Annotated in this window: 26 protein-coding genes; all 26 read left to right on the top strand. The window is 46.4% G+C overall.

Going from position 1 to position 23,661, the window contains the following annotated elements; genetic code table 11:
• The first annotated feature begins 10 nt into the window (after positions 1-10).
• The 26 genes from fliL (at position 11) to R7R78_RS07635 (ending at position 23,660) form a co-directional block, all read left to right on the top strand.
• Complete coding sequence (fliL, locus tag R7R78_RS07760) at positions 11-514, top strand: flagellar basal body-associated protein FliL (protein ID WP_005380477.1); 504 nt, start codon at positions 11-13, stop codon at positions 512-514.
• Between the two features lie 7 nt (positions 515-521).
• Positions 522-1,568, top strand: a complete 1,047-nt coding sequence (gene fliM, locus R7R78_RS07755) for a flagellar motor switch protein FliM (protein WP_017635951.1) — start codon at positions 522-524, stop codon at positions 1,566-1,568.
• A gap of 58 nt (positions 1,569-1,626) precedes the next feature.
• Complete coding sequence (fliN, locus tag R7R78_RS07750) at positions 1,627-2,037, top strand: flagellar motor switch protein FliN (RefSeq protein WP_005380479.1); 411 nt, start codon at positions 1,627-1,629, stop codon at positions 2,035-2,037.
• A gap of 1 nt (position 2,038) precedes the next feature.
• Positions 2,039-2,452: a flagellar biosynthetic protein FliO gene (gene fliO / locus R7R78_RS07745; protein WP_005380480.1), complete on the top strand. Its 414-nt coding sequence runs from the start codon at positions 2,039-2,041 to the stop codon at positions 2,450-2,452.
• Positions 2,439-3,308 carry a flagellar type III secretion system pore protein FliP gene (fliP, locus tag R7R78_RS07740; protein ID WP_005380487.1) on the top strand — a complete coding sequence of 290 codons (870 nt, stop codon included), beginning with the start codon at positions 2,439-2,441 and terminating at the stop codon, positions 3,306-3,308. The genes fliO and fliP overlap by 14 nt, the downstream gene beginning before the upstream one ends.
• A gap of 24 nt (positions 3,309-3,332) precedes the next feature.
• Positions 3,333-3,602, top strand: coding sequence for a flagellar biosynthesis protein FliQ (fliQ, locus tag R7R78_RS07735; RefSeq protein ID WP_005380488.1), 270 nt, complete (start codon positions 3,333-3,335; stop codon positions 3,600-3,602).
• Positions 3,603-3,610: 8 nt separating this feature from the next.
• A complete protein-coding gene (gene fliR, locus R7R78_RS07730) occupies positions 3,611-4,393 on the top strand; it encodes a flagellar biosynthetic protein FliR (protein ID WP_225473389.1) in 783 nt (260 codons plus the stop codon).
• 3 nt (positions 4,394-4,396) lie between these two features.
• Positions 4,397-5,527 carry a flagellar biosynthesis protein FlhB gene (flhB, locus tag R7R78_RS07725; protein WP_225473388.1) on the top strand — a complete coding sequence of 377 codons (1,131 nt, stop codon included), beginning with the start codon at positions 4,397-4,399 and terminating at the stop codon, positions 5,525-5,527.
• 210 nt (positions 5,528-5,737) lie between these two features.
• On the top strand, positions 5,738-7,837 hold the full coding sequence (gene flhA / locus R7R78_RS07720; RefSeq protein ID WP_025998722.1) for a flagellar biosynthesis protein FlhA: 2,100 nt from the start codon (positions 5,738-5,740) through the stop codon (positions 7,835-7,837).
• A gap of 28 nt (positions 7,838-7,865) precedes the next feature.
• Complete coding sequence (flhF, locus tag R7R78_RS07715; protein WP_033907111.1) at positions 7,866-9,383, top strand: flagellar biosynthesis protein FlhF; 1,518 nt, start codon at positions 7,866-7,868, stop codon at positions 9,381-9,383.
• A 14-nt stretch (positions 9,384-9,397) separates the two neighbouring features.
• A complete protein-coding gene (locus R7R78_RS07710) occupies positions 9,398-10,285 on the top strand; it encodes a MinD/ParA family protein (protein ID WP_005380498.1) in 888 nt (295 codons plus the stop codon).
• Positions 10,278-11,012, top strand: a complete 735-nt coding sequence (locus R7R78_RS07705; protein ID WP_005380499.1) for an RNA polymerase sigma factor FliA — start codon at positions 10,278-10,280, stop codon at positions 11,010-11,012. The genes R7R78_RS07710 and R7R78_RS07705 overlap by 8 nt, the downstream gene beginning before the upstream one ends.
• A gap of 45 nt (positions 11,013-11,057) precedes the next feature.
• On the top strand, positions 11,058-11,426 hold the full coding sequence (gene cheY / locus R7R78_RS07700; RefSeq protein ID WP_017635949.1) for a chemotaxis response regulator CheY: 369 nt from the start codon (positions 11,058-11,060) through the stop codon (positions 11,424-11,426).
• Positions 11,427-11,544: 118 nt separating this feature from the next.
• Positions 11,545-12,285, top strand: a complete 741-nt coding sequence (locus R7R78_RS07695) for a protein phosphatase CheZ (RefSeq protein WP_005380502.1) — start codon at positions 11,545-11,547, stop codon at positions 12,283-12,285.
• Between the two features lie 9 nt (positions 12,286-12,294).
• Positions 12,295-14,541, top strand: coding sequence for a chemotaxis protein CheA (locus R7R78_RS07690; protein WP_225473387.1), 2,247 nt, complete (start codon positions 12,295-12,297; stop codon positions 14,539-14,541).
• A 29-nt stretch (positions 14,542-14,570) separates the two neighbouring features.
• Positions 14,571-15,683, top strand: coding sequence for a protein-glutamate methylesterase/protein-glutamine glutaminase (locus R7R78_RS07685; RefSeq protein WP_005380504.1), 1,113 nt, complete (start codon positions 14,571-14,573; stop codon positions 15,681-15,683).
• 8 nt (positions 15,684-15,691) lie between these two features.
• Positions 15,692-16,471: a ParA family protein gene (locus R7R78_RS07680; protein WP_005380505.1), complete on the top strand. Its 780-nt coding sequence runs from the start codon at positions 15,692-15,694 to the stop codon at positions 16,469-16,471.
• Entirely contained in the window at positions 16,461-17,519 is a 1,059-nt protein-coding gene (locus R7R78_RS07675; protein ID WP_053349547.1) for a chemotaxis protein CheW, read from the top strand. The genes R7R78_RS07680 and R7R78_RS07675 overlap by 11 nt, the downstream gene beginning before the upstream one ends.
• Positions 17,520-17,554: 35 nt before the next feature.
• On the top strand, positions 17,555-18,049 hold the full coding sequence (locus R7R78_RS07670) for a chemotaxis protein CheW (protein WP_005380507.1): 495 nt from the start codon (positions 17,555-17,557) through the stop codon (positions 18,047-18,049).
• Between the two features lie 13 nt (positions 18,050-18,062).
• A complete protein-coding gene (locus R7R78_RS07665; RefSeq protein WP_025998721.1) occupies positions 18,063-18,557 on the top strand; it encodes a DUF2802 domain-containing protein in 495 nt (164 codons plus the stop codon).
• 289 nt (positions 18,558-18,846) lie between these two features.
• Positions 18,847-19,464 (top strand): cytochrome c biogenesis heme-transporting ATPase CcmA, encoded by a 618-nt coding sequence (gene ccmA, locus R7R78_RS07660; RefSeq protein ID WP_005380511.1) that lies wholly within the window; start codon positions 18,847-18,849, stop codon positions 19,462-19,464.
• 1 nt (position 19,465) lies between these two features.
• On the top strand, positions 19,466-20,134 hold the full coding sequence (ccmB, locus tag R7R78_RS07655; protein ID WP_005380512.1) for a heme exporter protein CcmB: 669 nt from the start codon (positions 19,466-19,468) through the stop codon (positions 20,132-20,134).
• 109 nt (positions 20,135-20,243) lie between these two features.
• The gene (locus R7R78_RS07650; protein WP_005380513.1) at positions 20,244-20,987 is read left to right on the top strand and encodes a heme ABC transporter permease; all 744 of its coding nucleotides are present in this window, start codon (positions 20,244-20,246) and stop codon (positions 20,985-20,987) included.
• 11 nt (positions 20,988-20,998) lie between these two features.
• Positions 20,999-21,205, top strand: coding sequence for a heme exporter protein CcmD (ccmD, locus tag R7R78_RS07645; protein WP_005380515.1), 207 nt, complete (start codon positions 20,999-21,001; stop codon positions 21,203-21,205).
• Positions 21,202-21,687: a cytochrome c maturation protein CcmE gene (ccmE, locus tag R7R78_RS07640; RefSeq protein ID WP_005380516.1), complete on the top strand. Its 486-nt coding sequence runs from the start codon at positions 21,202-21,204 to the stop codon at positions 21,685-21,687. The genes ccmD and ccmE overlap by 4 nt, the downstream gene beginning before the upstream one ends.
• Complete coding sequence (locus tag R7R78_RS07635; RefSeq protein WP_017635943.1) at positions 21,684-23,660, top strand: heme lyase CcmF/NrfE family subunit; 1,977 nt, start codon at positions 21,684-21,686, stop codon at positions 23,658-23,660. Before ccmE ends, R7R78_RS07635 begins: the two co-directional genes overlap by 4 nt.
• Position 23,661 lies beyond the last annotated feature (1 nt).

Genomic DNA, 23,661 nt, shown 5'->3' with positions numbered 1-23,661 from the left:
AGAGACAAGAATGGCAGAAGAACAGTTACAAGGGGCCGATGCGCCGAAAGGAAAAAGCAAGTTACTTATCATCATCATCGCTGTTGTAGTATTACTACTTGGTGGCGGGGCAGCGGCATTTTTTCTAATGGGCTCTGATGAACCTGCTCAGGCTGAATCGTCTCAACAGGCTCAAGTGAAGGCATCGGATGCTGCGCCCATCGCGTATGTGAATCTTCCTCAGGCATTTGTATTTAACGTTACTGGGGATAGCCGCGATAGGTTGGTTCAAATTAAAGCGCAGTTAATGGTTCGCGGTGCAGAAAATGAAGAGTTGGCGCGGTATCATTCGCCACTGATTGAAAGCTCTATGCTATCAACGTTTGCTTCCGCGACGGTTGATCAATTGCGCTCTCCTACAGGACGAGTGGAATTGCGCGATCGTGCTTCCGAAGATATCAAAGCAGCGCTGAATGCTGCGGTCGGTAAGCCAGTGATTGAAAAAGTACTGTTTACAGATTTTGTTATTCAATAGGTAAAACGTGACCGATCTATTAAGCCAAGACGAAATTGATGCGCTATTGCATGGGGTTGACGATGTTGATGACGTCGATGAACCGATAGAAAACGACACTGAGGGTGCCGTCAATTTTGATTTCTCGTCGCAAGACAGAATCGTACGTGGTCGAATGCCGACGCTCGAACTTATCAACGAGCGCTTTGCACGGCACATGCGTATTAGTCTGTTTAATATGCTGCGTAAAACGGCAGAGGTGTCGATCAATGGCGTGCAGATGATGAAGTTTGGTGAATACCAGAACACATTGTACGTGCCAACCAGTTTGAACATGGTGCGTTTTCGTCCGTTAAAAGGCACTGCGTTGATCACCATGGAGGCTCGTTTAGTCTTTATTCTGGTAGAAAACTTCTTTGGCGGTGATGGTCGATTCCACGCCAAAATCGAAGGCCGCGAATTTACCCCAACGGAACGCCGCATCATTCAGTTGTTACTGAAAATTGTATTTGAAGATTATAAAGAAGCGTGGTCGCCAGTGATGGGGGTAGAGTTCGAATATCTCGACTCTGAAGTAAACCCAAGCATGGCAAACATTGTCAGCCCGACAGAAGTGATTGTCGTGAGTTCATTCCATATAGAAGTTGACGGCGGTGGCGGCGATTTTCATGTCGTTATGCCTTACTCCATGGTTGAGCCTATCCGTGAACTATTGGATGCAGGTGTTCAGTCCGACAAGATGGAAACGGACGTTCGCTGGAGCTCAGCACTACGTGAAGAGATCATGGATTGTCCGGTTAACTTCCGCGTGAACTTGCTCGAAAAAGACATTTCTTTGCGTGATCTCATGGAGCTGCAACCGGGCGACATCATCCCGATTGAAATGCCAGAACATGCGACGATGTTTGTAGAAGACCTACCGACCTATCGCGTAAAAATGGGTCGTTCGGAAGACAAATTAGCGGTGCAAATTTCTGAGGAAATTGAGCGCCCACATGTCGTCAAAACAGATTTAGCTTTCTTAGGTAAAGACATCATGTCCGAGCTTGAGAATGAAGACGATATAGACCATTAAGATACCTTATTAAACAGACATGCTATGGCATGAGTAAGGCGTAACACAGGATAGAAAAATGGAACCAAGTGACGATCAAAAGCTAGCAGACGAATGGGCAGCCGCTCTTGGCGAAGACCCGTCTGCCCCTTCTGTAGACGTAGATGAAGTATTGGCTGCGCCACTGGAAGAGCTAAAAGACACTTCAAGCCCAATTAGCGAAGATGAGCGTCGTAAACTCGACACTATTATGGATATCCCGGTGACGATTTCGATGGAAGTCGGTCGTTCTCAAATTAGCATTCGGAACCTGTTGCAGCTTAACCAAGGTTCGGTTGTTGAGTTGGATCGTCTAGCCGGTGAGTCGCTCGACGTATTGGTTAACGGTACTTTGATTGCTCACGGCGAAGTCGTGGTCGTCAACGATAAGTTTGGTATCCGTTTGACGGATGTGATCAGCCAAACTGAACGAATTAAGAAGCTGCGTTAAGATGAGTCGTTCAATCAAAATGCGATTGAAGCAAATCACTGGAGCACTGAGCTTAATGCTAAGTGCTCCTTATGCATTTGCTGCCGCACCAAATAATCTGGATCTAGCGACGACACTTGGCTCGCTTGTGCTTGTAATCGGCGTGATTCTTTTGCTGGCTTGGTTGCTGAAACGTATGCAAGTACCAGCGATGGGACAACAAAAGGGCTTGCGTATAGTGAGTCAGTTGCCAGTGGGTACAAAAGAAAGAATCGCAGTAGTTCAAGTGGGTGAAGAACAGTTTTTGGTTGGGATTACTAGCCAATCGATCCAAACTTTAGCCAAGTTAGATAAGCCACTGAAAGAGGAAGAGTTGGCGACCAATGCTTTTGCGACTCAATTTAGCCAGCTGATCAAAAAACATGACAAAGGGTAATCCAATTCGTTTGCTCCTGAGTACGTTGTTACTTTTTGTCGGCGTGCTGTTTTCTTCATTTACCTTTGCTGAAGCAGAGGAGTCAGCGCTGCCAGATAACTTAGCCGATGGAAGTAGTGTTACAGTTCAGGCTATGCAAAGTGATACTGGTGCTAGCCGTGCTATGTCCGTTTCTAGTGGCGGTGGTATTCCAGCATTCACCATGACCACGAACCCTGATGGCAGTGAAGACTACTCGGTTACACTACAAATTTTAGCGTTAATGACCATGCTTGGCTTCTTGCCTGCCATGGTGATTCTGATGACCTCGTTCACTCGAATTGTGGTGGTGATGTCGATATTGCGTCAGGCAATGGGTTTGCAACAAACGCCTTCTAATCAGGTTATTATTGGTATTGCGCTGTTTTTGACCTTTTTTGTTATGTCTCCTGTCCTGAACGAAATCAACGACAAAGCTGTTCAGCCTTATTTGAACGAGCAAGTCACGGCGCGAGAAGCGTTTGATGCTGCACAAGCGCCAATGAAAGCATTTATGCTTAAGCAGACCCGAATCAAAGACTTGGAGACGTTCGTAACCATGTCAGGAGAGCAAGTCGAGAATCCAGAAGATGTGTCGATGGCGGTGTTGATTCCGGCTTTTATCACCTCAGAGCTAAAAACTGCATTCCAAATTGGCTTTATGCTCTTCTTGCCGTTTTTGATTATTGACCTTGTAGTCGCTTCGGTACTGATGGCAATGGGTATGATGATGTTGTCACCAATGATTGTTTCGTTGCCGTTCAAGTTGATGTTGTTCGTATTGGTCGATGGTTGGAACTTGATACTCTCGACACTTGCGGGCAGCTTTGCCCTTTAGATAAGCGCAGATAGAGGATAAGACATGACACCAGAAATGTTTGTCGAGCTTTTCCGTGAAGCACTTTGGATGGTGCTTATCATGGTCTGCGCCATTATCATCCCAAGCTTGCTTATCGGCCTTGTAGTTGCGATTTTTCAAGCTGCGACATCCATCAACGAACAAACATTGAGCTTCTTACCGCGTTTGATTGTCACGCTTTTGGCCCTGATGCTGTTTGGGCATTGGATGACGCAAATGTTGATGGAATATTTCTATGGCTTGATTGAACGCTTACCTCAGGTGCTTTATTAGAGGCGCCTATGGAGTACCCCACTAGCGTTGTCTTAGATTGGATCGCAAACTACTTCTGGCCCTATGTTCGTATCTCATCCATGTTGATGGTGATGACAGTAACCGGGGCCCGATTTGTTTCGCCAAGAATCCGCCTTTACCTCGGTTTTGCCATCACTTTCGCTGTCATGCCAGCCATCCCCGCCGTACCTCAGGACATTGAGCTACTCTCGTTTCGTGGCTTCATGACCATTGCCGAGCAAATGATCATCGGCATAGCGATGGGTATGGTTACTCAATTTATGATTCAAACCTTTGTCCTACTTGGTCAAATATTGGGTATGCAATCAAGTTTGGGCTTTGCTTCTATGGTTGATCCCGCAAATGGTCAGAACACGCCATTGCTTGGCCAGTTATTCATGTTCTTAACGACAATGTTTTTCCTTGCCACCGATGGACACTTAAAAATGCTGCAATTGGTGGTGTTCAGTTTTAAAACTTTGCCGATTGGCTCCGGCTCGCTCAACGCGGTTGATTTCCGTGAAATGGCAGGCTGGCTTGGTATTATGTTCCAAACGGCATTGAGTATGTCTCTATCCGGCATTATTGCACTACTGACCATTAACTTGTCGTTTGGTGTAATGACCCGTGCCGCACCACAGCTGAATATCTTCTCGCTTGGTTTTGCTTTTGCTTTGATGGTGGGTCTATTACTTTGTTGGTACATACTGGCTGGTCTATACAGTCATTATGAAATGTTCTGGACAGTGGGTGAGGCGCAGATTTGTCGGCTTATTCGCTTGGAGTGCTAAGATTTGGCAGAATCAGACGGTCAGGAACGCACCGAAGAAGCCACGCCCCGACGGTTACAACAAGCCAGAGAAAAGGGGCAGCTCGCTCGATCTAAAGAGCTGGCATCAGCATCTGTGCTGATCGTTGGCGCCATTTCATTGATGTGGTTTGGCGAGGCGTTAGCACGTTCATTGTTTTCCATCATGAGCCGTTTATTTGATCTTCAACGAGAAGAGATTTTCGATACTGCAAAACTGTTTGATATCGCTTTGGGCGCGATGAGTGATTTGTTGTTCCCACTATTTTTGGTGTTAGCGACATTGTTTACCGCCGCCATGATTGGAGCAGCAGGTGTGGGAGGAATCAGTTTTTCTGCCCAAGCGGCCATGCCCAAGCTGTCGAAAATGAATCCGCTTAGCGGCTTAAAGCGAATGGTTGGAATGCAAAGCTGGGTAGAGTTGATCAAATCAATCCTTAAAGTGGTTCTGGTCACTGGTGTCGCCATCTATTTGATCCAAGCATCGCAGGCCGATCTGATTCAATTGAGCATGGATGTGTATCCGCAAAACATCTTCCATGCTTTAGATATTTTGCTGAACTTTATTCTGCTGATCAGTTGCTCGCTATTGATTGTGGTTGCCATCGATATTCCATTTCAAATCTGGCAGCACGCTGATCAGTTAAAAATGACGAAGCAAGAAGTCAAAGACGAATACAAAGAGACTGAAGGTAAGCCGGAAGTGAAAGGCCGTATTCGTATGTTGCAAAGGGAAGCGGCTCAACGTCGAATGATGGCGGATGTTCCTCAAGCTGATGTTATTGTTACTAACCCAGAGCACTTCTCGGTAGCGCTTCGTTATAAACAGAAGACAGACCGTGCGCCAGTCGTGATCGCTAAAGGTACTGACCACATGGCGATGAAGATTCGAGAAGTCGCCCGCGAACATGACATTACGATTGTGCCTGCACCACCTTTGGCTCGTGCGTTGTACCACACGACAGAGCTCGAGCAAGAGATCCCCGATGGGTTGTTTACTGCCGTCGCTCAGGTTTTGGCATTTGTATTCCAATTGAAGCAATACCGAAAACGAGGTGGACAGCGCCCGAAAATTCAAGATTATGATTTGCCAATCCCACCCGAGCACCGTCATTGATACGAAAAGCGGTAAAGCCTTAAAAAAGCTCGTTTGCTCAAAAGCTAAGCTCTATTTGAGTGTTTAGTCATTATTTTGGCGCTAATTATGGTACATAGATTGCTTAAAACGCTTTAATTATCAACCCTACCTAAACTTTTAGGCTAAAGCGGTCGCGTATTAATAGTAAGAGCTTACGTGACGCTTCAATCGATTGAGATCTCTCGCAGTATGAAGTTAAGCCTGCCGTTTGCAGATAAATTGCCACGAATCCCTCAACGTGAAATGCCAGCTATTGGTGCTCCGGTGATGGTTTTGGCCACCCTAGCGATGGTGGTACTGCCGATTCCAGCATTTTTGCTGGATATGTTCTTCACCTTTAACATCGCGCTGTCGATGGTGGTGTTGTTAGTGACCGTTTACACACGTCGCCCTTTGGACTTCGCTGCTTTTCCAACGGTATTGCTGATCGCCACGTTGCTCCGCTTGGCTTTGAACGTTGCCTCGACTCGTGTCGTCTTACTGCATGGTCATGAAGGCGGTAATGCGGCAGGTAACGTAATTGAGGCGTTCGGTAACGTCGTTATTGGTGGTAACTACGCGGTCGGCCTAGTGGTTTTCCTCATCTTAATGATCATCAACTTTATGGTGGTGACCAAAGGTGCGGGTCGTATCTCTGAGGTAAGTGCTCGCTTTACGCTTGATGCGTTGCCGGGTAAGCAAATGGCGATTGATGCCGACTTGAATGCCGGATTGATAGACCAAGAGCAGGCAAGAGTTCGTCGTTTTGAAGTGACCAAAGAAGCGGATTTCTATGGCTCGATGGATGGTGCCTCGAAGTTCGTAAAAGGTGACGCGATTGCCGGTATTTTGATTCTGTTTATCAACATCGTCGGCGGTCTGTCGATCGGTATGGCGCAGTATGGATTGGGTTTCGGTGAAGCGATTGAAATCTATACCTTACTGACAATCGGTGATGGTTTGGTCGCACAAATCCCATCGCTATTGCTGTCGATTGCAGCGGCAATGATGGTGACGCGCCAAAACACCGATGAAGACATGGGGGAACAACTGGTCTTCCAGATGTTCGACAACCCAAAAGCGCTGATGATTACTGCAGCTATTCTTGGTGTGATGGGCATCGTACCGGGCATGCCGCACTTTGCGTTTTTGAGCCTGGCAGTCGCGGCCGGTGCAGCGGCATATTTCATCGACAAACGGCAGAAGCAGAAAGCGAAAGAGCCCGCTTTACCAGCAACAGCAGATGAAGGTACAGAACCTTCCTCACAGCGCGAACTGTCTTGGGATGACGTCCAGCCAGTCGATATTATTGGCTTGGAAGTAGGTTATCGCTTAATCCCTTTGGTGGACAGAGACCAAGGTGGGGAACTGTTAGAGCGCGTAAAAGGCGTGCGTAAAAAGTTATCGCAAGATTTTGGGTTCCTAATTCCAGCGGTTCATATTCGTGACAATCTTGAGCTGACCCCAAACAGTTACCGAATTACATTGATGGGGGTTGCGGTGGGCGAAGCAGAGATTCGTCCGGATCAAGAGCTAGCGATTAACCCAGGTCAGGTGTATGGCATGATTGATGGGGAGCCAACCATTGACCCTGCTTTTGGACTGGAAGCCGTATGGATCCGAGAAGATCAGCGTGAGCACGCGCAGGCCTTAGGTTATACGGTTGTTGATTCATCAACGGTATTAGCGACGCACCTAAGCCAGCTATTGACCAACAACGCATCACAGCTAATTGGCCATGAAGAAGTAGAGAATTTATTAGAAATGTTGGGACGCAGCGCGCCTAAGTTGGTCGAGAACTTTGTTCCTGACCAATTACCATTAGGTGTGGTGGTGAAAGTCCTACAAAACTTGTTAAACGAGGCCATTCCAATCCGCGATATTCGCACGATTGTTCAAACTTTGGCTGAGTACTCAAGTAAGAGTCAAGAAGCTGACATATTGACGGCAGCAGTTCGAATTAGTCTTAAACGTCTAATTGTTCAAGAAATCAATGGTATAGAGCCTGAGTTACCAGTGATTACTTTGATCCCCGAACTGGAACAAATATTGCATCAAACTATGCAAGCATCAGGAGGCGAATCCGCGGGGATTGAACCGGGACTCGCTGAGCGATTGCAATCTTCACTAAGCCAAGCGACACAGGAACAAGAACTGAAAGGCGAACCTGCCGTTCTGCTTACTTCTGGTGTATTACGCTCGACGTTGGCGAAATTTGTGAAGAACACAATACCTAATCTCCGGGTACTGTCTTACCAAGAAATCCCGGATGAAAAACAGATCAGAATTGTGCAAGCCGTGGGTAACTGATCTCACGCATCATTAATGGATTCATAGTTTGAAAATAAAGCGATTTTTTGCCAAAGACATGAGAACGGCGCTGCTCCAAGTGAAAGAGGAGTTAGGCGCGGAAGCGGTGATCATGTCAAACAAGAAAGTGGCTGGTGGAGTAGCGATTGTTGCGGCGATAGATAGTGAATCTAATCCGTCTCAAGCAAGCGCAGCGTCACAGCAAAATCGCGGTGCTTCTCAATCGAATCGCTATAACGAACATCGTCAAATGTCATCGTCTTCTGCTGATCGTTACCAAGATCGTCATTTAGATGAAGATAAAATTAGCCTGAACAGTAATAACAGTAACAATGAAAAAACAGGCTCAATGACGCAGCGATTCGCTAATATGCTTAAGCAATATAGCGGTGGTGCAGCAGATGCTGACGACCATGTAGCGGAAAATGAAGATTCGCTCTCTGCTTTGCTGCAACGCCAAAATAAGCATCGCGACGGCTACAACCAAGAAAAGCCAGCGCCATATCAACCAGATTCACCTTTGGCGAAGCTAATCGCACAGGACAATCGATTTGAACGTCCGACGCCCAAGCTGGACCCGACGCGCTATGACCGACGTCGCCCAAGTGATGAGCGTGACGAATCGGCCGATGAGCTAGAAAGCATGCGCGAAGAGATGACGTCAATTCGTCGCCTGTTGGAGCACCAAGTTTCTGGCCTGATGTGGCAAGAAGTAGAACGCCGTGAGCCGCTAAGAGCAATGCTGATTAAGCGCTTAGAGCGAATGGGCGTTTCTCCGGAGTTAGCAGACCAGATGGCCTGTTATATTCCGGAAGATACAAAGCCAGCGCGAGCGTGGAAAGCGTTATTGTCGCTGGTGGCGGATCAAATCAATATTCCTAAACAGGACATTTTAAAACGTGGTGGCGTAGTCGCATTGTTGGGTCCGACGGGGGTTGGGAAAACAACGACCGTAGCGAAACTCGCAGCACGCGCAGCCATGGAATACGGTGCCGACAATGTAGCCCTTGTGACAACAGATACATATCGCATAGGTGCACATGAGCAGCTCTCAATTTATGGAAGAATCATGGGTTGTCCCGTAAGAGTTGCTAAAGATTCTAACGAGTTAGCCGATGTTATATATCAGCTAAGAAACAGAAGACTGATTTTGGTCGATACGGCAGGGATGGGGCAACGAGATGTGAGGCTTTCCGAGCAGCTCGACACTCTAATGCAAGAGAGCGGGGAAGTGATTCACAGCTACCTTGTTTTGCCGGCTACCGCACAACGTCGTGTTCTACAAGAAACGCTGGATCACTTCCGACGTATACCACTTTCGGGTTGTATTATGACGAAGCTTGATGAGTCATTAAGCCTAGGCGAATTCATCAGTGTAGTGATTCAAAACGCAATGCCAGTAGCTTACATCGCTAATGGTCAGCGCGTACCAGAAGACATTGTGATAGCGCAACCAAAATATATGCTTGCGAAAGCAAATGAACTGTTAGAGAAGTCGACAGAGAACGAACCTCACTTTTGGAACAGTGACAGTGAAGGACTCTAAGGCGGCGGACTACTATGACTGAGAATATGATACACGATCAAGCAAGCGGCCTCCGTCGCTTAACACAACCATCGTTGACCAAAGTGATTGCTGTTACTGGCGGCAAAGGTGGTGTGGGGAAATCAAACGTAACACTGGGTCTGGCGATTTGTATGGCTCGCCAAGGCAAGAAGGTGATGGTTCTCGACGCTGATTTAGGTCTGGCCAATGTGGACGTGATGCTCGGAATTCGTGCAAAACGTAATCTAGGACATGTCTTAGCGGGTGAATGTGAGCTAAAAGATGCGATTGTCGAAGGGCCTTATGGTATAAAGATAATTCCTGCAACTTCTGGCACACAGAGCATGACAGAGCTTTCTCACGCTCAGCATGCCGGACTCATCCGAGCATTTGGTAGTCTTGAAGACGAAATGGATGTCCTGCTGATTGATACCGCTGCTGGTATCTCTGACATGGTAATCAGTTTTTCGCGAGCAGCTCAAGATGTGGTTGTAGTTGTGTGTGATGAACCGACGTCAATCACAGATGCCTATGCATTAATCAAGCTGTTGAGTAAAGAACACCAAGTTCAACGCTTTAAAGTTGTAGCAAATATGGTCAGAAGCTACCGTGAAGGGCGAGAATTGTTTGCAAAGTTGACACTAGTCACAGAGCGATTCTTGAATGTTAGCCTTGAACTCGTAGCATGTATTCCATTAGATGATAAAGTACGACAGGCTGTAAAAAGACAAAAAATTGTCGTTGATGCGTTCCCACGCTCGCCTGCTGCTTTAGCTATCAGCTCACTAGCAAACAAAGCGTTGACGTGGCCACTACCGAAAACACCAAGTGGACACTTGGAATTTTTTGTGGAAAGGTTGCTAAATCGTACCGAATTCGCAGAGGACCCTTTTGGTGAATAAAGCGATAACCTATGACCAACATGGCAAATTTAATAGCCAGCAGGCGTTCATTGAACGTTATTCAGTGTTGGTTAAGCGCATTGCTCACCACCTACTAGGCCGTTTACCGCCGAGTGTTCAGGTAGAGGATTTAATTCAGGCCGGCATGATCGGTCTTATCGAAGCTCAGCAGAATTATGATGGTTCTAAAGGTGCGAGCTTTGAAACTTATGCAGGTATCCGTATTCGTGGCGCAATGTTAGATGACATGCGTAAAGGCGATTGGGTACCGCGTTCTGTTCATAAAAATAATCGAGAGATTAACCAAGCGATTGCGGAGCTGGAAGGCGAATTAAATCGAGATCCTACTGATTCTGAAGTAGCCACGCATCTCGGTATGACACTGGATCAATATCATAGTGCTCTTACCGATATCAACTGCTCAAAATTAGTCGGTATTGAAGATTTAGGCGTTTCTGATGATGTGATTTCACCGGCGGATGAAACCGATGACAGCAACCCATTCAAAGGGGTAGTTGATGAATCATTTCGAAAAGCACTGGTTGAATCAATAAAACAGCTTCCAGAGCGTGAAGCTTTGGTTCTTTCGCTTTATTATGATGAAGAACTCAATTTGAAAGAAATTGGCGATGTGTTAGGCGTAAGCGAATCTCGCGTAAGTCAAATACTGAGTCAAGCGATGCAACGTTTACGTACCAAGCTCAGTGCGTGGACACAAAATGACTAAAAACACTGATTTTACGATTCAGTGGAGGCAATTTTGAATAAAAACATGAAGATCCTTATTGTTGATGATTTCTCAACAATGCGCCGTATTGTTAAAAACCTGCTTCGTGACTTGGGTTTCAATAACACTCAAGAAGCGGACGATGGTTTAACCGCATTACCAATGCTGAAAAAAGGTGACTTCGATTTTGTTGTAACTGACTGGAACATGCCAGGTATGCAAGGCATCGATTTGCTTAAACACATCCGCGCGGATGCAGAACTTAAGCATCTGCCAGTTCTAATGATCACGGCTGAAGCGAAGCGTGAGCAGATCATTGAAGCTGCTCAAGCAGGTGTAAACGGCTACATTGTTAAGCCATTTACTGCTGCAACATTAAAAGAAAAATTAGATAAAATTTTCGAGCGTTTATAACTCTCTCTTTCTCTTTGTTATTCGAGTCATTCATACCAATTATTAAATACCTATTAAATGACTCGTTTAGCGTTTTCAAAGTGATAAGAAGAACTAAACGTAAAAGGGTCTATTCAGAATGATCTCACTAGAGCAGGCGAAGTCACTCGTTCAAATGCTAGAAAACGGGGAACAAGACCAAGCCAATATGCTTGTTGCCTCGATCTACGAAGGTGCCGATAACCCAATGCTGCAAGAAATTGGAGCGTTAACTCGAGACCTTCACGAATCACTCAAGCAGTTCAGTCTCGATCAGCGCATGACCGAAATTGCGAAAGACGAAATCCCTAACGCTAGGGATCGTCTCAATTATGTGATCGAGAAGACAGAGCTTGCAGCCAACAAAACAATGGATGCGGTCGACTGCTGCCTTCCTATCGCTGATAACCTGCATGATTGCCTTCTAAAAGTTCGTCCTCAATGGAATGAACTCATGCACGGGCGCATAGAATTAAGCGAATTTAAAGCACTGTGTCACCGAATCGACGGGCTATTAGTGCAAGTCGAAGGTGACAGCACTGAATTGCGCGGCCAATTGACCGAAATTCTCATGGCGCAAGACTTCCAAGACCTAACTGGCCAAATCATTCGCCGCGTAATTACGTTGGTTAATGAAGTTGAAGGCCGCTTAGTGGAAATCCTAACCGTATTCTCTGGAAATAAACTTGAAGAACATATTCAAGTTTTGTCAGAACCGGCAGATAAAAAGAATACACAAACAAGCGAAGCCGAAGGCCCGATTCTTCATCCAGAACTGAGAGAAGATGCGGTTTCATCGCAGGACGAAGTCGATGACTTGTTGTCCAGTCTTGGATTTTAAAGGTAACGTATGAGCTACGATTTAGACGAAGATATTCTTCAGGACTTTCTCATTGAGGCTGGGGAAATTCTCGAGCTGCTTTCTGAGCAGTTGGTTGAATTGGAAAATAACCCAGAAGACAAAGACTTACTTAATGCTATTTTCCGCGGGTTTCATACCGTAAAAGGCGGTGCCGGCTTCCTTTCATTGGCAGAGCTAGTCGATACTTGTCATGGTGCGGAGAACGTGTTCGACGTTTTACGAAACGGTCAACGCACGGTAACGCAAAACTTAATGGATACGATGCTAAAAGCCTTGGATACGGTTAATACCCAGTTCCAGGCTGTTCAAGATCGTGAGCCGTTAGAAGCTGCGGACCCTGAGCTTCTTGAAGAACTTCATCGTCTATGCAAACCTGAGTCAGAAGATGAAGTAGCGGCAACCGTAGTTGAAGAACCAGTGGCTACTCCAGAGCCTATTATTCCCGAGCCTATCATCGAAGAACCTGCTGCGCCGTCAGCACCATCAAGTGTCGGCTCTGTTGATGAAATTACCCAAGACGAATTCGAAAAGCTACTTGATGAGCTTCATGGTAAAGGTTCAGCGCCAGGCAACTCAATGTCTGCGACACCTACAACGCCATCTGAACCGCCTCAATCGAGTGCACCATCAGTTGAAAGTGGTGATATCACTGATGATGAGTTTGAACGCTTACTCGATGAACTGCACGGTGTAGGAAAAAGCCCTTCTACGGCAGAGGCTGCTGCATCTGCATCTGCATCCGTACCAGTAGAGCCACCTAAAGCGGCAGAGCCTTCCGCTCCAGTGGCATCTTCATCAAATCAAGACAGTGACTTAATGACGGACGAAGAGTTCGAAAAGTTACTCGATGAGCTACATGGTTCAGGTAAAGGCCCAACGCTAGAAGAATTGGACATGGCAACGAAGCCTGCTTCAGCAAACGTAGAGCAAAGCCCTGCGAAACCTGAGCCTGTTGCTAAGCCAGCACCTGTTCAAGCAGCGCCAGCACCAAAGCCAGAATCTAAACCAGTCGCGGTAAAAGAAGAAGCCAAAGCACCAGCGGTTAAAAAACCTCAGGCTGAAGCAACCGTTCGTGTTGATACCTCGACGCTTGATACCATCATGAACATGGTGGGTGAGCTCGTATTGGTGCGTAACCGTCTACTAAGCCTTGGTTTGAATAGCGACAACGAAGAGATGTCCAAAGCGGTCGCTAACCTTGATGTGGTAACTGCGGATCTACAAGGCGCGGTAATGAAAACGCGTATGCAGCCAATTAAGAAAGTGTTTGGCCGTTTCCCACGCGTTGTCCGTGACTTGGCTCGTAACCTAAATAAAGACATCGTGCTAGAAATGCGCGGTGAAGAAACCGATCTCGATAAAAACCTTGTAGAAGCATTGGCCGATCCGTTGATTCACTTGGTGCGTAACTCAGTTGATCACGGTATTGAAATGCCAGACGCACGCGCGAAGGCAGGCAAATCACGCACAGGTAAAGTGATTTTGTCAGCATCGCAAGAAGGGGACCATATTGAACTATCCATCGTAGATGATGGTGGCGGTATGGACCCGAACAAACTTCGTGGCATCGCGGTGAAGCGTGGCATGATGGATGAAGATGCGGCGGCGCGTTTAACAGACAAAGAGTGCTTCAACCTTATCTTCGCACCTGGTTTCTCAAGTAAAGATAAAATTTCTGACATCTCTGGTCGTGGTGTGGGTATGGACGTGGTTAAGACGGCGATCAATACCTTAAACGGTTCAATCGATATCGATTCTGAGCTAGGCAAGGGCACTAAGATTACGATCAAAGTACCACTAACGTTAGCGATTTTACCGACTCTGATGGTTGGTGTTGGCGGTCATCCGTTTGCTCTACCACTGGCTTCGGTGAGTGAAATTTTCCACTTAGATCTTAGCCGTACAAACGTGGTAGATGGTCAGCTGACGATCATTGTGCGAGAGAAATCTATCCCACTATTTTACTTACAAAACTGGTTAGCATCTAAATCGCAAAACGTCCAAGAGCGTACAGGTCACGGTCACGTGGTGATTGTACAGATTGGTAACCAACGCGTTGGTTTTGTTGTGGATACGCTTATTGGTCAAGAAGAAGTGGTTATTAAGCCACTCGATAATCTATTACAGGGCACTCCAGGTATGGCTGGTGCGACAATTACTAGCGATGGCCATATTGCATTAATTCTAGATGTGCCTGATTTACTTAAGCGATATGCTGCGGCTTCACGCCTTTAAGCAAAGCTGACGTTATTAAAAGGAATAAGATGGCGATTAAAGTACTAGTCGTTGATGATTCGAGTTTTTTCCGACGTCGCGTGAGCGAAATCATCAACTCAGAATCGCGCCTAGAAGTGATTGACGTTGCGGTAAATGGTAGAGAGGCGGTTGAGAAAGCCAAATCTCTCAAACCTGACGTCATCACGATGGATATTGAAATGCCAGTGATGGATGGCATTACAGCTGTACGTGAAATAATGGCCGCTGCTCCAACGCCAATTCTAATGTTTTCGTCCCTGACCCACGACGGGGCGAAAGCTACGCTTGATGCGCTAGATGCGGGCGCATTGGACTTCTTACCGAAAAAGTTTGAGGACATTGCGCGTAACCGTGAAGAAGCGGTGTCATTACTTCAACAGCGTGTGATTCAGATTGCCTCGAAGCGCGCTTTCATGCGTCGACCTATCGCTCGCCCAACAGCGAGTACCAGCACGACTACTCGATCATTAGGTTCAAGAACGGCTTCACCTGTGACTCCAACACCAACTCGACCTGCTGCGACAAAGTACCGTGCTTCTGGTAAGAAGTATCAACTGACGGCAATTGGCACATCAACAGGTGGCCCCGTTGCTCTACAAAAAATTCTGACGCGTTTGCCGATGAACTATCCGCATCCGATTGTATTGATTCAACACATGCCAGCAACGTTTACTGCTGCGTTTGCCAGTCGTTTGAACACCTTGTGTAAGATTCAAGTGAAAGAAGCACAAGATGGCGATGTGTTACAGCCCGGTGTGGCATACCTTGCACCAGGTGGGAAACAAATGATGGTGGATGGACGAGCGGGCGCTGCTCGTCTTCGCATTATTGATGGCGGCGACCGCATGAACTACAAACCATGTGTGGATGTGACTTTTGGTTCTGCCGCAAAAGTATATGGCGACAAAGTGCTCTCTTTAGTGTTGACAGGCATGGGTGCAGACGGTCGTGAGGGCGCTCGCATGTTGAAGTCTTCAGGCTCAACTATTTGGGCACAAGATGAAGAAAGTTGTGTTGTTTATGGCATGCCCCAAGCGGTTGCTAAAGCAGGCATTTCTTCAGAAGATTTACCGCTTGACCGCATTGCTGAACGCATGTTGGTGGAAGTTGGCCTAGCTTAGGATTCATCATGATTGTTTGGAGTGTAGCTAACCAGAAAGGAGGCGTGGGTAAAACCACCTCAACAGTGACATTGGCGGGCTTATTGAGCCAGAAAGGCCATCGAGTATTGATGGTTGATACTGATCCTCACGCCTCACTGACTACTTATCTCGGTTATGATCCTGATGCAGTAACTTCGAGCCTATTTGATTTATTCCAGTTGAAGACCTTTTCTCGTGAGACGGTTAAGCCGTTGATTTTAGAAACAGAGCTGGAAGGAATGGATATCATTCCCGCGCATATGTCCCTTGCCACGCTTGATCGCGTAATGGGTAATCGCAGTGGTATGGGATTAATCTTAAAACGGGCGCTGCAAACTGTCTCACAAGACTATGACTATGTGTTGATTGATTGTCCGCCAATCCTTGGCGTGATGATGGTGAACGCGTTGGCAGCCAGTGACCGAATTTTGATTCCTGTTCAAACAGAGTTTTTGGCGATGAAAGGTCTAGAGCGCATGATGCGTACGCTAACCATTATGCAAAAATCTCGCCCGGGCGGTTTCAAAGTGACTATCGTCCCAACCATGTACGATAAGCGCACGAAAGCGTCATTGCAGACATTGATGCAACTGAAAAAAGATTACCCAAATCAAGTGTGGACCTCAGCGGTGCCTATAGATACCAAGTTCCGCGATGCCAGTTTAAAGCACTTGCCAGCTTCGCACTTTGCATCTGGTAGCCGTGGTGTGTTTGCCTATAAACAGCTACTGATTTACCTGGAGAGGTTGGCGTTCGATGAGCAGTAATGATGTGCTGTCCAGTGAACAAGCACTTGATGACTACTTTAATGCATTACTGGATGATGAAACTGAAATAACGACTCTTGAGGAAGACCTTGACCTGTTGGCTCAAGAGGTATCATCTGCAGAGCCAGAGCCAGAGCCAGAGCCAGAGCCAGAGCCAGAGCCAGAGCCAGAGCCAGAGCCAGAATTACAGCTACAATACTCGGAGCCAGAAACGTACCAGTTTCAAGAAACATATCCGCCAGAGTTGGAAGCTCCAAACCTGGAAGATGTTCAAAGGCTATTAAGTCAGCTTGAAGCAAGCAACCCAGTGGCTGAGTTGGATATTGATAGTATTCTTGAACAAAATACGATTGATATTGCCGCAGAGATAAAAGCGGCTGAGCCTGAGGTACAAACCTTTAGTGAGGTGCCTGAGCTTCAGGGTGTTGAGGAAATACAGGACTGGGTGATTGATGAGCCAGTTTTTGAGGAAGCGCAACCAGAGGTGGATGAACCTCACGCAGTGATCGAACAAAGTATCAATATAGAATCGAACGTCGATACTGAACTCGAAACACAAGCAGATTCCGATATACCAACGGTCTGGGAAAGCACGAAGCGAAGTGAGGACTTCCAAGTTCTTTACTTTGATGTGAATGGTGTCACGTTTGCTGTACCTCTTGATGAATTAGGTGGTATTCATCGCATTAGCGAGCTTAACCATTTGATAGGAAAACCCGCCTGGTATTTGGGGCTACAAACAAATCGCGAGCAGCAGTTTGATGTCGTCGATACCGCGAAATGGGTGATGGCAGATAAGCTTCGTGATGATAGCTATAAAGATAACTACCAATATGTCGTCATGCTTGGTGAGAGCATGTGGGGGTTGGCCAGTAACCAATTAATGGGGACTGAAACGCTTAATATCGACAAGGTTCGCTGGCGTGAGCAGGCGGGTAAACGCCCTTGGCTAGCGGGCATGGTAAAAGAAAAAATGTGTGCCTTAATTCATGTCCAGGCGCTCATTGACATGCTAAACGCCGGTTTAGATGTCAAATCACTGAATTAGATTTAAGTCGGGAACGACATTAACGAGGATTAACTATGTCTCAAGCTTTTGAAGTAGAAGTGAAGAAAGATGCATCGAATGACGAAGTTCTTCAGTGGGTGACGTTCCAGCTAGAAGAAGAAACGTACGGCATCAACGTAATGCAAGTTCGTGAAGTACTTCGTTATACTGAAATTGCCCCTGTTCCAGGTGCACCAGATTATGTACTTGGTATCATCAACCTACGCGGTAATGTAGTTACTGTTATCGATACACGTTCACGTTTTGGCCTGATGGAAGGCGAAGTCACCGACAACACTCGTATTATTGTGATCGAGTCTGAGCGTCAAGTGATTGGTATCTTAGTAGATAGCGTGGCAGAAGTCGTTTATCTGCGTTCTTCTGAAATTGATACGACGCCTTCAGTTGGTACCGACGAGAGTGCGAAGTTCATCCAGGGTGTGAGCAACCGTGACGGCAAGCTTCTTATCCTTGTGGATTTGAACAAGCTGCTAACAGATGACGAGTGGGACGAGATGGCTCACCTTTAATGGCTGAATGATGATGGCTGAAGAGACTCTTTTATCTGCCCCATTCCTTGCGGGTGGCGTCGCTTTTATCGTGTTGGTATTGGTTGTTTTGCAACTGCGGATTCGCTCGGGGTTACAAAAGCAGTTAGATCAACAACGAGCTCAATCTCGACACGCAGATAAAGAAGTGCAAAAGTTGAGTAAGCAGTTACTCGAAGTGCGCTCGGTTGTTGTTGGTCTTGGACAAAAAGTGACCGAGCAACAAGACATTATTCAGCACTTAAACGAGAGAATTCGCGAACTCGAACACGCTGATACTGATGGTCGCTTGTACAGTCGCGCTTCTAAAATGGTACAGCTTGGCGCTGATATCAACGAGCTGATTGAAGAGTGCGAACTACCAAAAGCCGAAGCTGAGTTGATGCTTTCACTGCAGAAGAAACTGGCAGGGAAAGAGAAGATTCCACCATTAAGTGGTCAGCCATCAGATGACGCAGAATATCCAGCGCGTGGACGTCGTCGACGCTAAAGGTTATCAAGCGATAAAAAAGAGGCGTTATTACGCCTCTTTTTTGTTTTTAGCCGCTAATGCTCTTCTTAAATACAACCCTAGATAACCTTCAGTCGATCTTGCTCTTAGCTCTGGCCTCTCAAATTCAAAATGAGCGCTTATAACTACTTATAGTTAATTTTATTAAAGTGTGATGATTAATTAACAAAAATACATGAACTTACATGTAACCTAGCCCTCTTATCCTGTTTTGTCATAACTAAGCTGTGCTAATATAGCGGCTCGTTCATTTTTTAGTTGAAGCTCTATGTTAGAAGTGTCTAACCTGACAGCAATCCGTGATGAAAGGGTTCTGTTTGAAAACCTGCAGTTTGAAATTAAGCCTGGTGAATTGGTCCAGATCGAAGGGCGTAATGGTACTGGTAAAACTACATTGCTACGGATTGTGACAGGGTTAGGTGATAGAGAAGAAGGTGTCATTAAATGGAAAGGCGAAGAGGTTGAAAAATCTCGTGATGTTTTCCATCAAGATCTGCTTTTCTTAGGACATCAAACAGGAGTGAAACGAGAGCTTACCGCATTAGAAAACTTACGTTTTTATCAATCTATTCAAAATAATCGCTCTTCAGACGAAGAAATCTTTATCGCTTTGACTCAAGTAGGATTAGCTGGTCGAGAAGATGTGCCTGTAGCACAACTTTCCGCAGGTCAGCAACGACGAGTCGCATTGGCAAGGTTATGGCTCAGTAAGCAAATTTTATGGATCTTAGATGAGCCGTTGACTGCCATTGATAAGCAAGGTGTCAAGGTGCTTGAATCTTTGTTCGCAAGTCATGCTGATAATGGCGGTATTGTTGTGTTGACGACGCATCAAGATATGTTTGCGGACAGCCCGAAACTTAGAAAAATAAAGCTGGGTGACTGATATGATTTCCTCGATGACCACCATCATTCGTCGTGAGCTCCTAATCGCATTTCGCCGTCAGGCAGACATTCTGAACCCGCTGTGGTTCTTTATTATTGTCATTACTCTCTTTCCTCTGAGTATTGGACCAGAACCTAATTTGTTAGCACGTATTGCAGCGGGCATCGTTTGGGTTGCCGCATTGCTGTCCGCCTTATTATCATTAGAGCGTCTATTTCGTGATGATTTTCAAGACGGTGCACTAGAACAAATGATGCTAATGCCGATTCCATTGCAACTTGTAGTGGTTTCAAAGGTCATAGCACATTGGTTGTTAACAGGGTTACCTCTGATTTTAATTAGCCCATTATTGGCGGTTTTACTTTCGCTCGACTTCAATACTTGGCTATCGGTTGTATTAACCTTGATGATCGGTACACCAACACTAAGTTTTATTGGCGCCATTGGTGTGGCGTTGACTGTTGGGTTGCAAAAGGGTGGCGTTCTTTTGAGTTTGCTTATTCTTCCGCTCTACATCCCAATTTTGATTTTCGCAACATCGGCAATTGATGCTGCCGCACTCGGTATGGCGTATAACGGTCAACTAGCGATTTTAGGTGCGATGCTAATGGGGGCGATGACATTAACGCCTTTTGCCATCAGTGCCGCATTACGAGTTAGTGTCAACTAACTCAATAAAGTGCCAATGAAGTGGCGCTTGATCAAAGAATTATTATTAAAGCACTGCTACGGTCTCAACCCTTTAGACAGTGTCCCTGAAGTAAGAGTGAGAACAAAACATGTGGAAATGGCTACATCCTTATGCCAAGCCAGAAGCAGCTTATCGTTTGAGTGGTAAGTTTCTGCCTTGGTTTTCTGTATTGGCCCTCGTATGCTTATCGGTTGGTACGGTTTGGGGGCTTGCATTTGCGCCTTCAGATTACCAACAAGGTGACAGTTTCCGAATTATCTACATTCATGTCCCATCAGCTATTTGGTCTATGGGCGTTTATATGTCGATGGCGATTGCTGCATTTATTGGCCTAGTATGGCAAGTTCGCCTATCTGATATGGCGGCACTTGCGATGGCTCCGATTGGTGCAGTATTTACTTTTATTGCTCTACTTACAGGTGCTGTTTGGGGCAAGCCTATGTGGGGCACTTGGTGGGTATGGGATGCCCGTCTTACATCTGAATTGATTCTTCTATTTCTCTACCTTGGTGTGATTGCGCTTTACCATGCGTTTGACGATCAAAAAACCGCCGCAAAAGCCGCTGGTATCTTAGCGATCGTAGGCGTAGTAAACCTACCTATCATTCACTTTTCCGTGGAATGGTGGAACACGCTTCATCAAGGTGCGACGATCACGAAATTTGAGCAACCTTCCATTTCATCCGACATGCTTTGGCCGTTATTGCTGAACATCTTTGGCTTTGCGTTCTTCTTTGGTGCCGTGACGATGGTCCGTTTTCGTAACGAAATCATCAGTAAAGAAAGTCACCGCCCCTGGGTGCGCAAACTCGCAACAGAACAAACTCAGTGAGGTAACTGATTATGCATTTTGAATCTCTGAGCGACTTTTTTGCCATGGGTGGCTATGCATCATACGTATGGAGTGCGTTTGGTATTACTTTCTTATCCATGCTGATTCTTCTGATCACTAGCCTTCGCCGCGGTGATGCATTATTGAAAGAAGTGAAAGCAAAAATTGACCGTCAAGCTCGTATCGACGCAGCGAAGAACATGGAGAACACCTTATGAACCCGAGACGTAAAAAGAGGCTAGGTATTGTACTAGCGATCTTTATCGGTATTAGTGCCACCATTGGTTTGATACTTTATGCGCTTAACCAAAATATGGACCTTTTCTATACTCCAACGGAATTGGTTAATGGTAAGCCAGATGGCACCAAGCCAGAAGTAGGCCAGCGTCTGCGTATCGGTGGAATGGTGGTTGTGGGCTCAGTTCGTCGAGATCCTAATTCTTTGAAAGTGAGTTTTGACCTGCACGATGTCGGTCCGAAAGTGACGATTACCTATGACGGTATTCTTCCTGACTTGTTCCGTGAAGGGCAGGGTATTGTTGCTCAAGGTGTACTGAAAGATGCCACGACAGTTGAGGCATTTGAGGTCCTAGCGAAGCACGATGAAGAATACATGCCACCAGAAATTGCAGAAGCGATGAAGAAAACGCATGAACCGCTTCAATACAGCACCGAACAGAAACAAGGAAGCGGCCAATGATTGCTGAAATCGGTCACTTTGCTCTCATTCTTTCGCTTGCAATGGCAGTGCTGTTGAGCGTATTGCCATTGTGGGGAGCATCGAATAATAACACCATGCTCATGAACACAGCGCGACCGCTATCTTGGTCTATGTTCCTGATGCTGTTGTTCTCTTTCGCCATTTTATGTTGGGGATTTTATACCAACGACTTCACGTTACAGTATGTAGCGAGCAACTCGAATAGTCAGCTTCCTTGGTACTACCGTTTAACCGCAGTATGGGGTGCACACGAAGGTTCACTGTTGCTATGGGTGTTAATCCAAGCTGCTTGGACTGTCGCAGTAGCGACGTTTAGTCGTGGTATGCCGCAAGAGTCGGTTGCACGTGTACTTGCTGTTATGGGCATGATCTCAGTGGGTTTCCTACTGTTTATCATCCTAACGTCGAACCCATTCCTACGTACGTTACCGTTCTTCCCGGTTGACGGACGTGACTTGAACCCTCTGCTTCAAGATCCTGGTTTGATTGTTCACCCGCCAATGCTTTACATGGGCTATGTTGGTTTCTCGGTTGCGTTCTCTTTTGCGATCGCATCCCTAATGACCGGACGCCTTGATACGGCTTGGGCTCGTTGGTCTCGTCCTTGGACAACCGCAGCATGGGTATTTTTAACACTTGGTATCGCACTAGGTTCTTGGTGGGCTTACTACGAACTTGGCTGGGGTGGCTGGTGGTTCTGGGACCCAGTAGAAAACGCATCATTCATGCCTTGGTTAGCGGGTACCGCATTAATGCACTCTCTTGCCGTCACAGAAAAACGCGGCACATTTAAAGCGTGGACGGTACTATTGGCAATCTCTGCATTTTCGTTGAGTTTGTTGGGCACCTTCTTAGTCCGTTCCGGTATTTTAGTATCGGTGCACGCGTTCGCGTCTGACCCGTCGCGCGGTATGTTTATTCTAGGCTTCCTCGTTTTCGTTATCGGCGGCTCTTTATTGCTGTTTGCCGTAAAAGGGGCAGCAGTGCGTGTACGAGGTAACTTCGACTTAGTCTCACGTGAAAATGCGCTCTTAGCCAACAATGTATTACTTATCGCCGCTCTTGTTGTGGTGTTAGTGGGGACACTGTTGCCGCTCGTACACAAGCAGCTTGGTTTGGGGTCGGTCTCTATCGGTGCGCCATTCTTTGACATGCTATTTGCGTGGTTAATGATGCCATTTGCTTTCCTGCTTGGTATTGGCCCTCTTATTCGTTGGAAGCGAGACAATTTATCTAAACTTGTGAAGCCAATGCTCGTTTCAGGTGTGCTTGCTTTCGCCTTGGCCGCGCTATGCGTGTACCTGTTTGCCGATTTCTTCTCAACCATGGCTTACATTGGTTGGGTGATGGCGATTTGGATTATTGCGATGCATGGCTTTGAACTGTACGAGCGAGCAACGCACCGTCATAGCTTTAGTGAAGGTGTTCGCAAGCTGCAACGTAGCCACTGGGCAATGATGTTGGGTCATGTTGGTCTGGCGGTATCTGTTATCGGTATTGCGATGGTACAGAACTACAGCATCGAGCGTGATGTACGTTTAGCACCTGGTGAACACTTCCAAATTCAAGGCTATGATTTCTACTTCTCAGGCTTGCGTGATAAAGATGGTCCAAACTACGATGGCTACATCGCAGACTTTGAGATCACACACGATGGCAAATACGTGAATACGCTTCACGCAGAGAAGCGCTTCTACCGTACGGCTAAGTCTATGATGACTGAAGCAGCCATTGACCGTGGTATTAGCCGCGACCTATACATTGCAATGGGTGAACGTTTAGACGACAACCGATCTTGGGCTGTTCGTATTTACTATAAACCGTTCGTTCGTTGGATTTGGGCTGGCTCTTTGATTATGGCATTAGGCGGCGCACTAGCGATTTCTGATAAACGCTACCGCTTCCGTAAATCGCCGAAGAAAAATGCGAAGTCAAAAGAGCAGGAGGCATAAC

The organism is Vibrio sp. 2134-1, assembly GCF_033339495.1.
Note: the sequence above shows the minus strand (reverse complement) of the source record. Positions and strands in the feature narration are given on the sequence as shown.

Excerpts from the sequence above, each read along its gene's own strand:
- R7R78_RS07710 (WP_005380498.1), top strand. The coding sequence starts at position 9,398 with ATGACTGAGAATATGATACACGATCAAGCAAGCGGCCTCCGTCGCTTA.
- R7R78_RS07685 (WP_005380504.1), top strand. The coding sequence starts at position 14,571 with ATGGCGATTAAAGTACTAGTCGTTGATGATTCGAGTTTTTTCCGACGT.
- fliO (WP_005380480.1), top strand. The coding sequence starts at position 2,039 with ATGAGTCGTTCAATCAAAATGCGATTGAAGCAAATCACTGGAGCACTG.
- R7R78_RS07635 (WP_017635943.1), top strand. The coding sequence starts at position 21,684 with ATGATTGCTGAAATCGGTCACTTTGCTCTCATTCTTTCGCTTGCAATG.
- R7R78_RS07695 (WP_005380502.1), top strand. The coding sequence starts at position 11,545 with ATGATCTCACTAGAGCAGGCGAAGTCACTCGTTCAAATGCTAGAAAAC.
- fliP (WP_005380487.1), top strand. The coding sequence starts at position 2,439 with ATGACAAAGGGTAATCCAATTCGTTTGCTCCTGAGTACGTTGTTACTT.
- fliR (WP_225473389.1), top strand. The coding sequence starts at position 3,611 with ATGGAGTACCCCACTAGCGTTGTCTTAGATTGGATCGCAAACTACTTC.
- R7R78_RS07675 (WP_053349547.1), top strand. The coding sequence starts at position 16,461 with ATGAGCAGTAATGATGTGCTGTCCAGTGAACAAGCACTTGATGACTAC.
- R7R78_RS07665 (WP_025998721.1), top strand. The coding sequence starts at position 18,063 with ATGGCTGAAGAGACTCTTTTATCTGCCCCATTCCTTGCGGGTGGCGTC.
- ccmA (WP_005380511.1), top strand. The coding sequence starts at position 18,847 with ATGTTAGAAGTGTCTAACCTGACAGCAATCCGTGATGAAAGGGTTCTG.
- R7R78_RS07680 (WP_005380505.1), top strand. The coding sequence starts at position 15,692 with ATGATTGTTTGGAGTGTAGCTAACCAGAAAGGAGGCGTGGGTAAAACC.
- fliL (WP_005380477.1), top strand. The coding sequence starts at position 11 with ATGGCAGAAGAACAGTTACAAGGGGCCGATGCGCCGAAAGGAAAAAGC.
- ccmE (WP_005380516.1), top strand. The coding sequence starts at position 21,202 with ATGAACCCGAGACGTAAAAAGAGGCTAGGTATTGTACTAGCGATCTTT.
- ccmD (WP_005380515.1), top strand. The coding sequence starts at position 20,999 with ATGCATTTTGAATCTCTGAGCGACTTTTTTGCCATGGGTGGCTATGCA.
- fliQ (WP_005380488.1), top strand. The coding sequence starts at position 3,333 with ATGACACCAGAAATGTTTGTCGAGCTTTTCCGTGAAGCACTTTGGATG.
- R7R78_RS07650 (WP_005380513.1), top strand. The coding sequence starts at position 20,244 with ATGTGGAAATGGCTACATCCTTATGCCAAGCCAGAAGCAGCTTATCGT.
- fliN (WP_005380479.1), top strand. The coding sequence starts at position 1,627 with ATGGAACCAAGTGACGATCAAAAGCTAGCAGACGAATGGGCAGCCGCT.
- R7R78_RS07670 (WP_005380507.1), top strand. The coding sequence starts at position 17,555 with ATGTCTCAAGCTTTTGAAGTAGAAGTGAAGAAAGATGCATCGAATGAC.
- flhA (WP_025998722.1), top strand. The coding sequence starts at position 5,738 with ATGAAGTTAAGCCTGCCGTTTGCAGATAAATTGCCACGAATCCCTCAA.
- ccmB (WP_005380512.1), top strand. The coding sequence starts at position 19,466 with ATGATTTCCTCGATGACCACCATCATTCGTCGTGAGCTCCTAATCGCA.
- cheY (WP_017635949.1), top strand. The coding sequence starts at position 11,058 with ATGAAGATCCTTATTGTTGATGATTTCTCAACAATGCGCCGTATTGTT.
- R7R78_RS07690 (WP_225473387.1), top strand. The coding sequence starts at position 12,295 with ATGAGCTACGATTTAGACGAAGATATTCTTCAGGACTTTCTCATTGAG.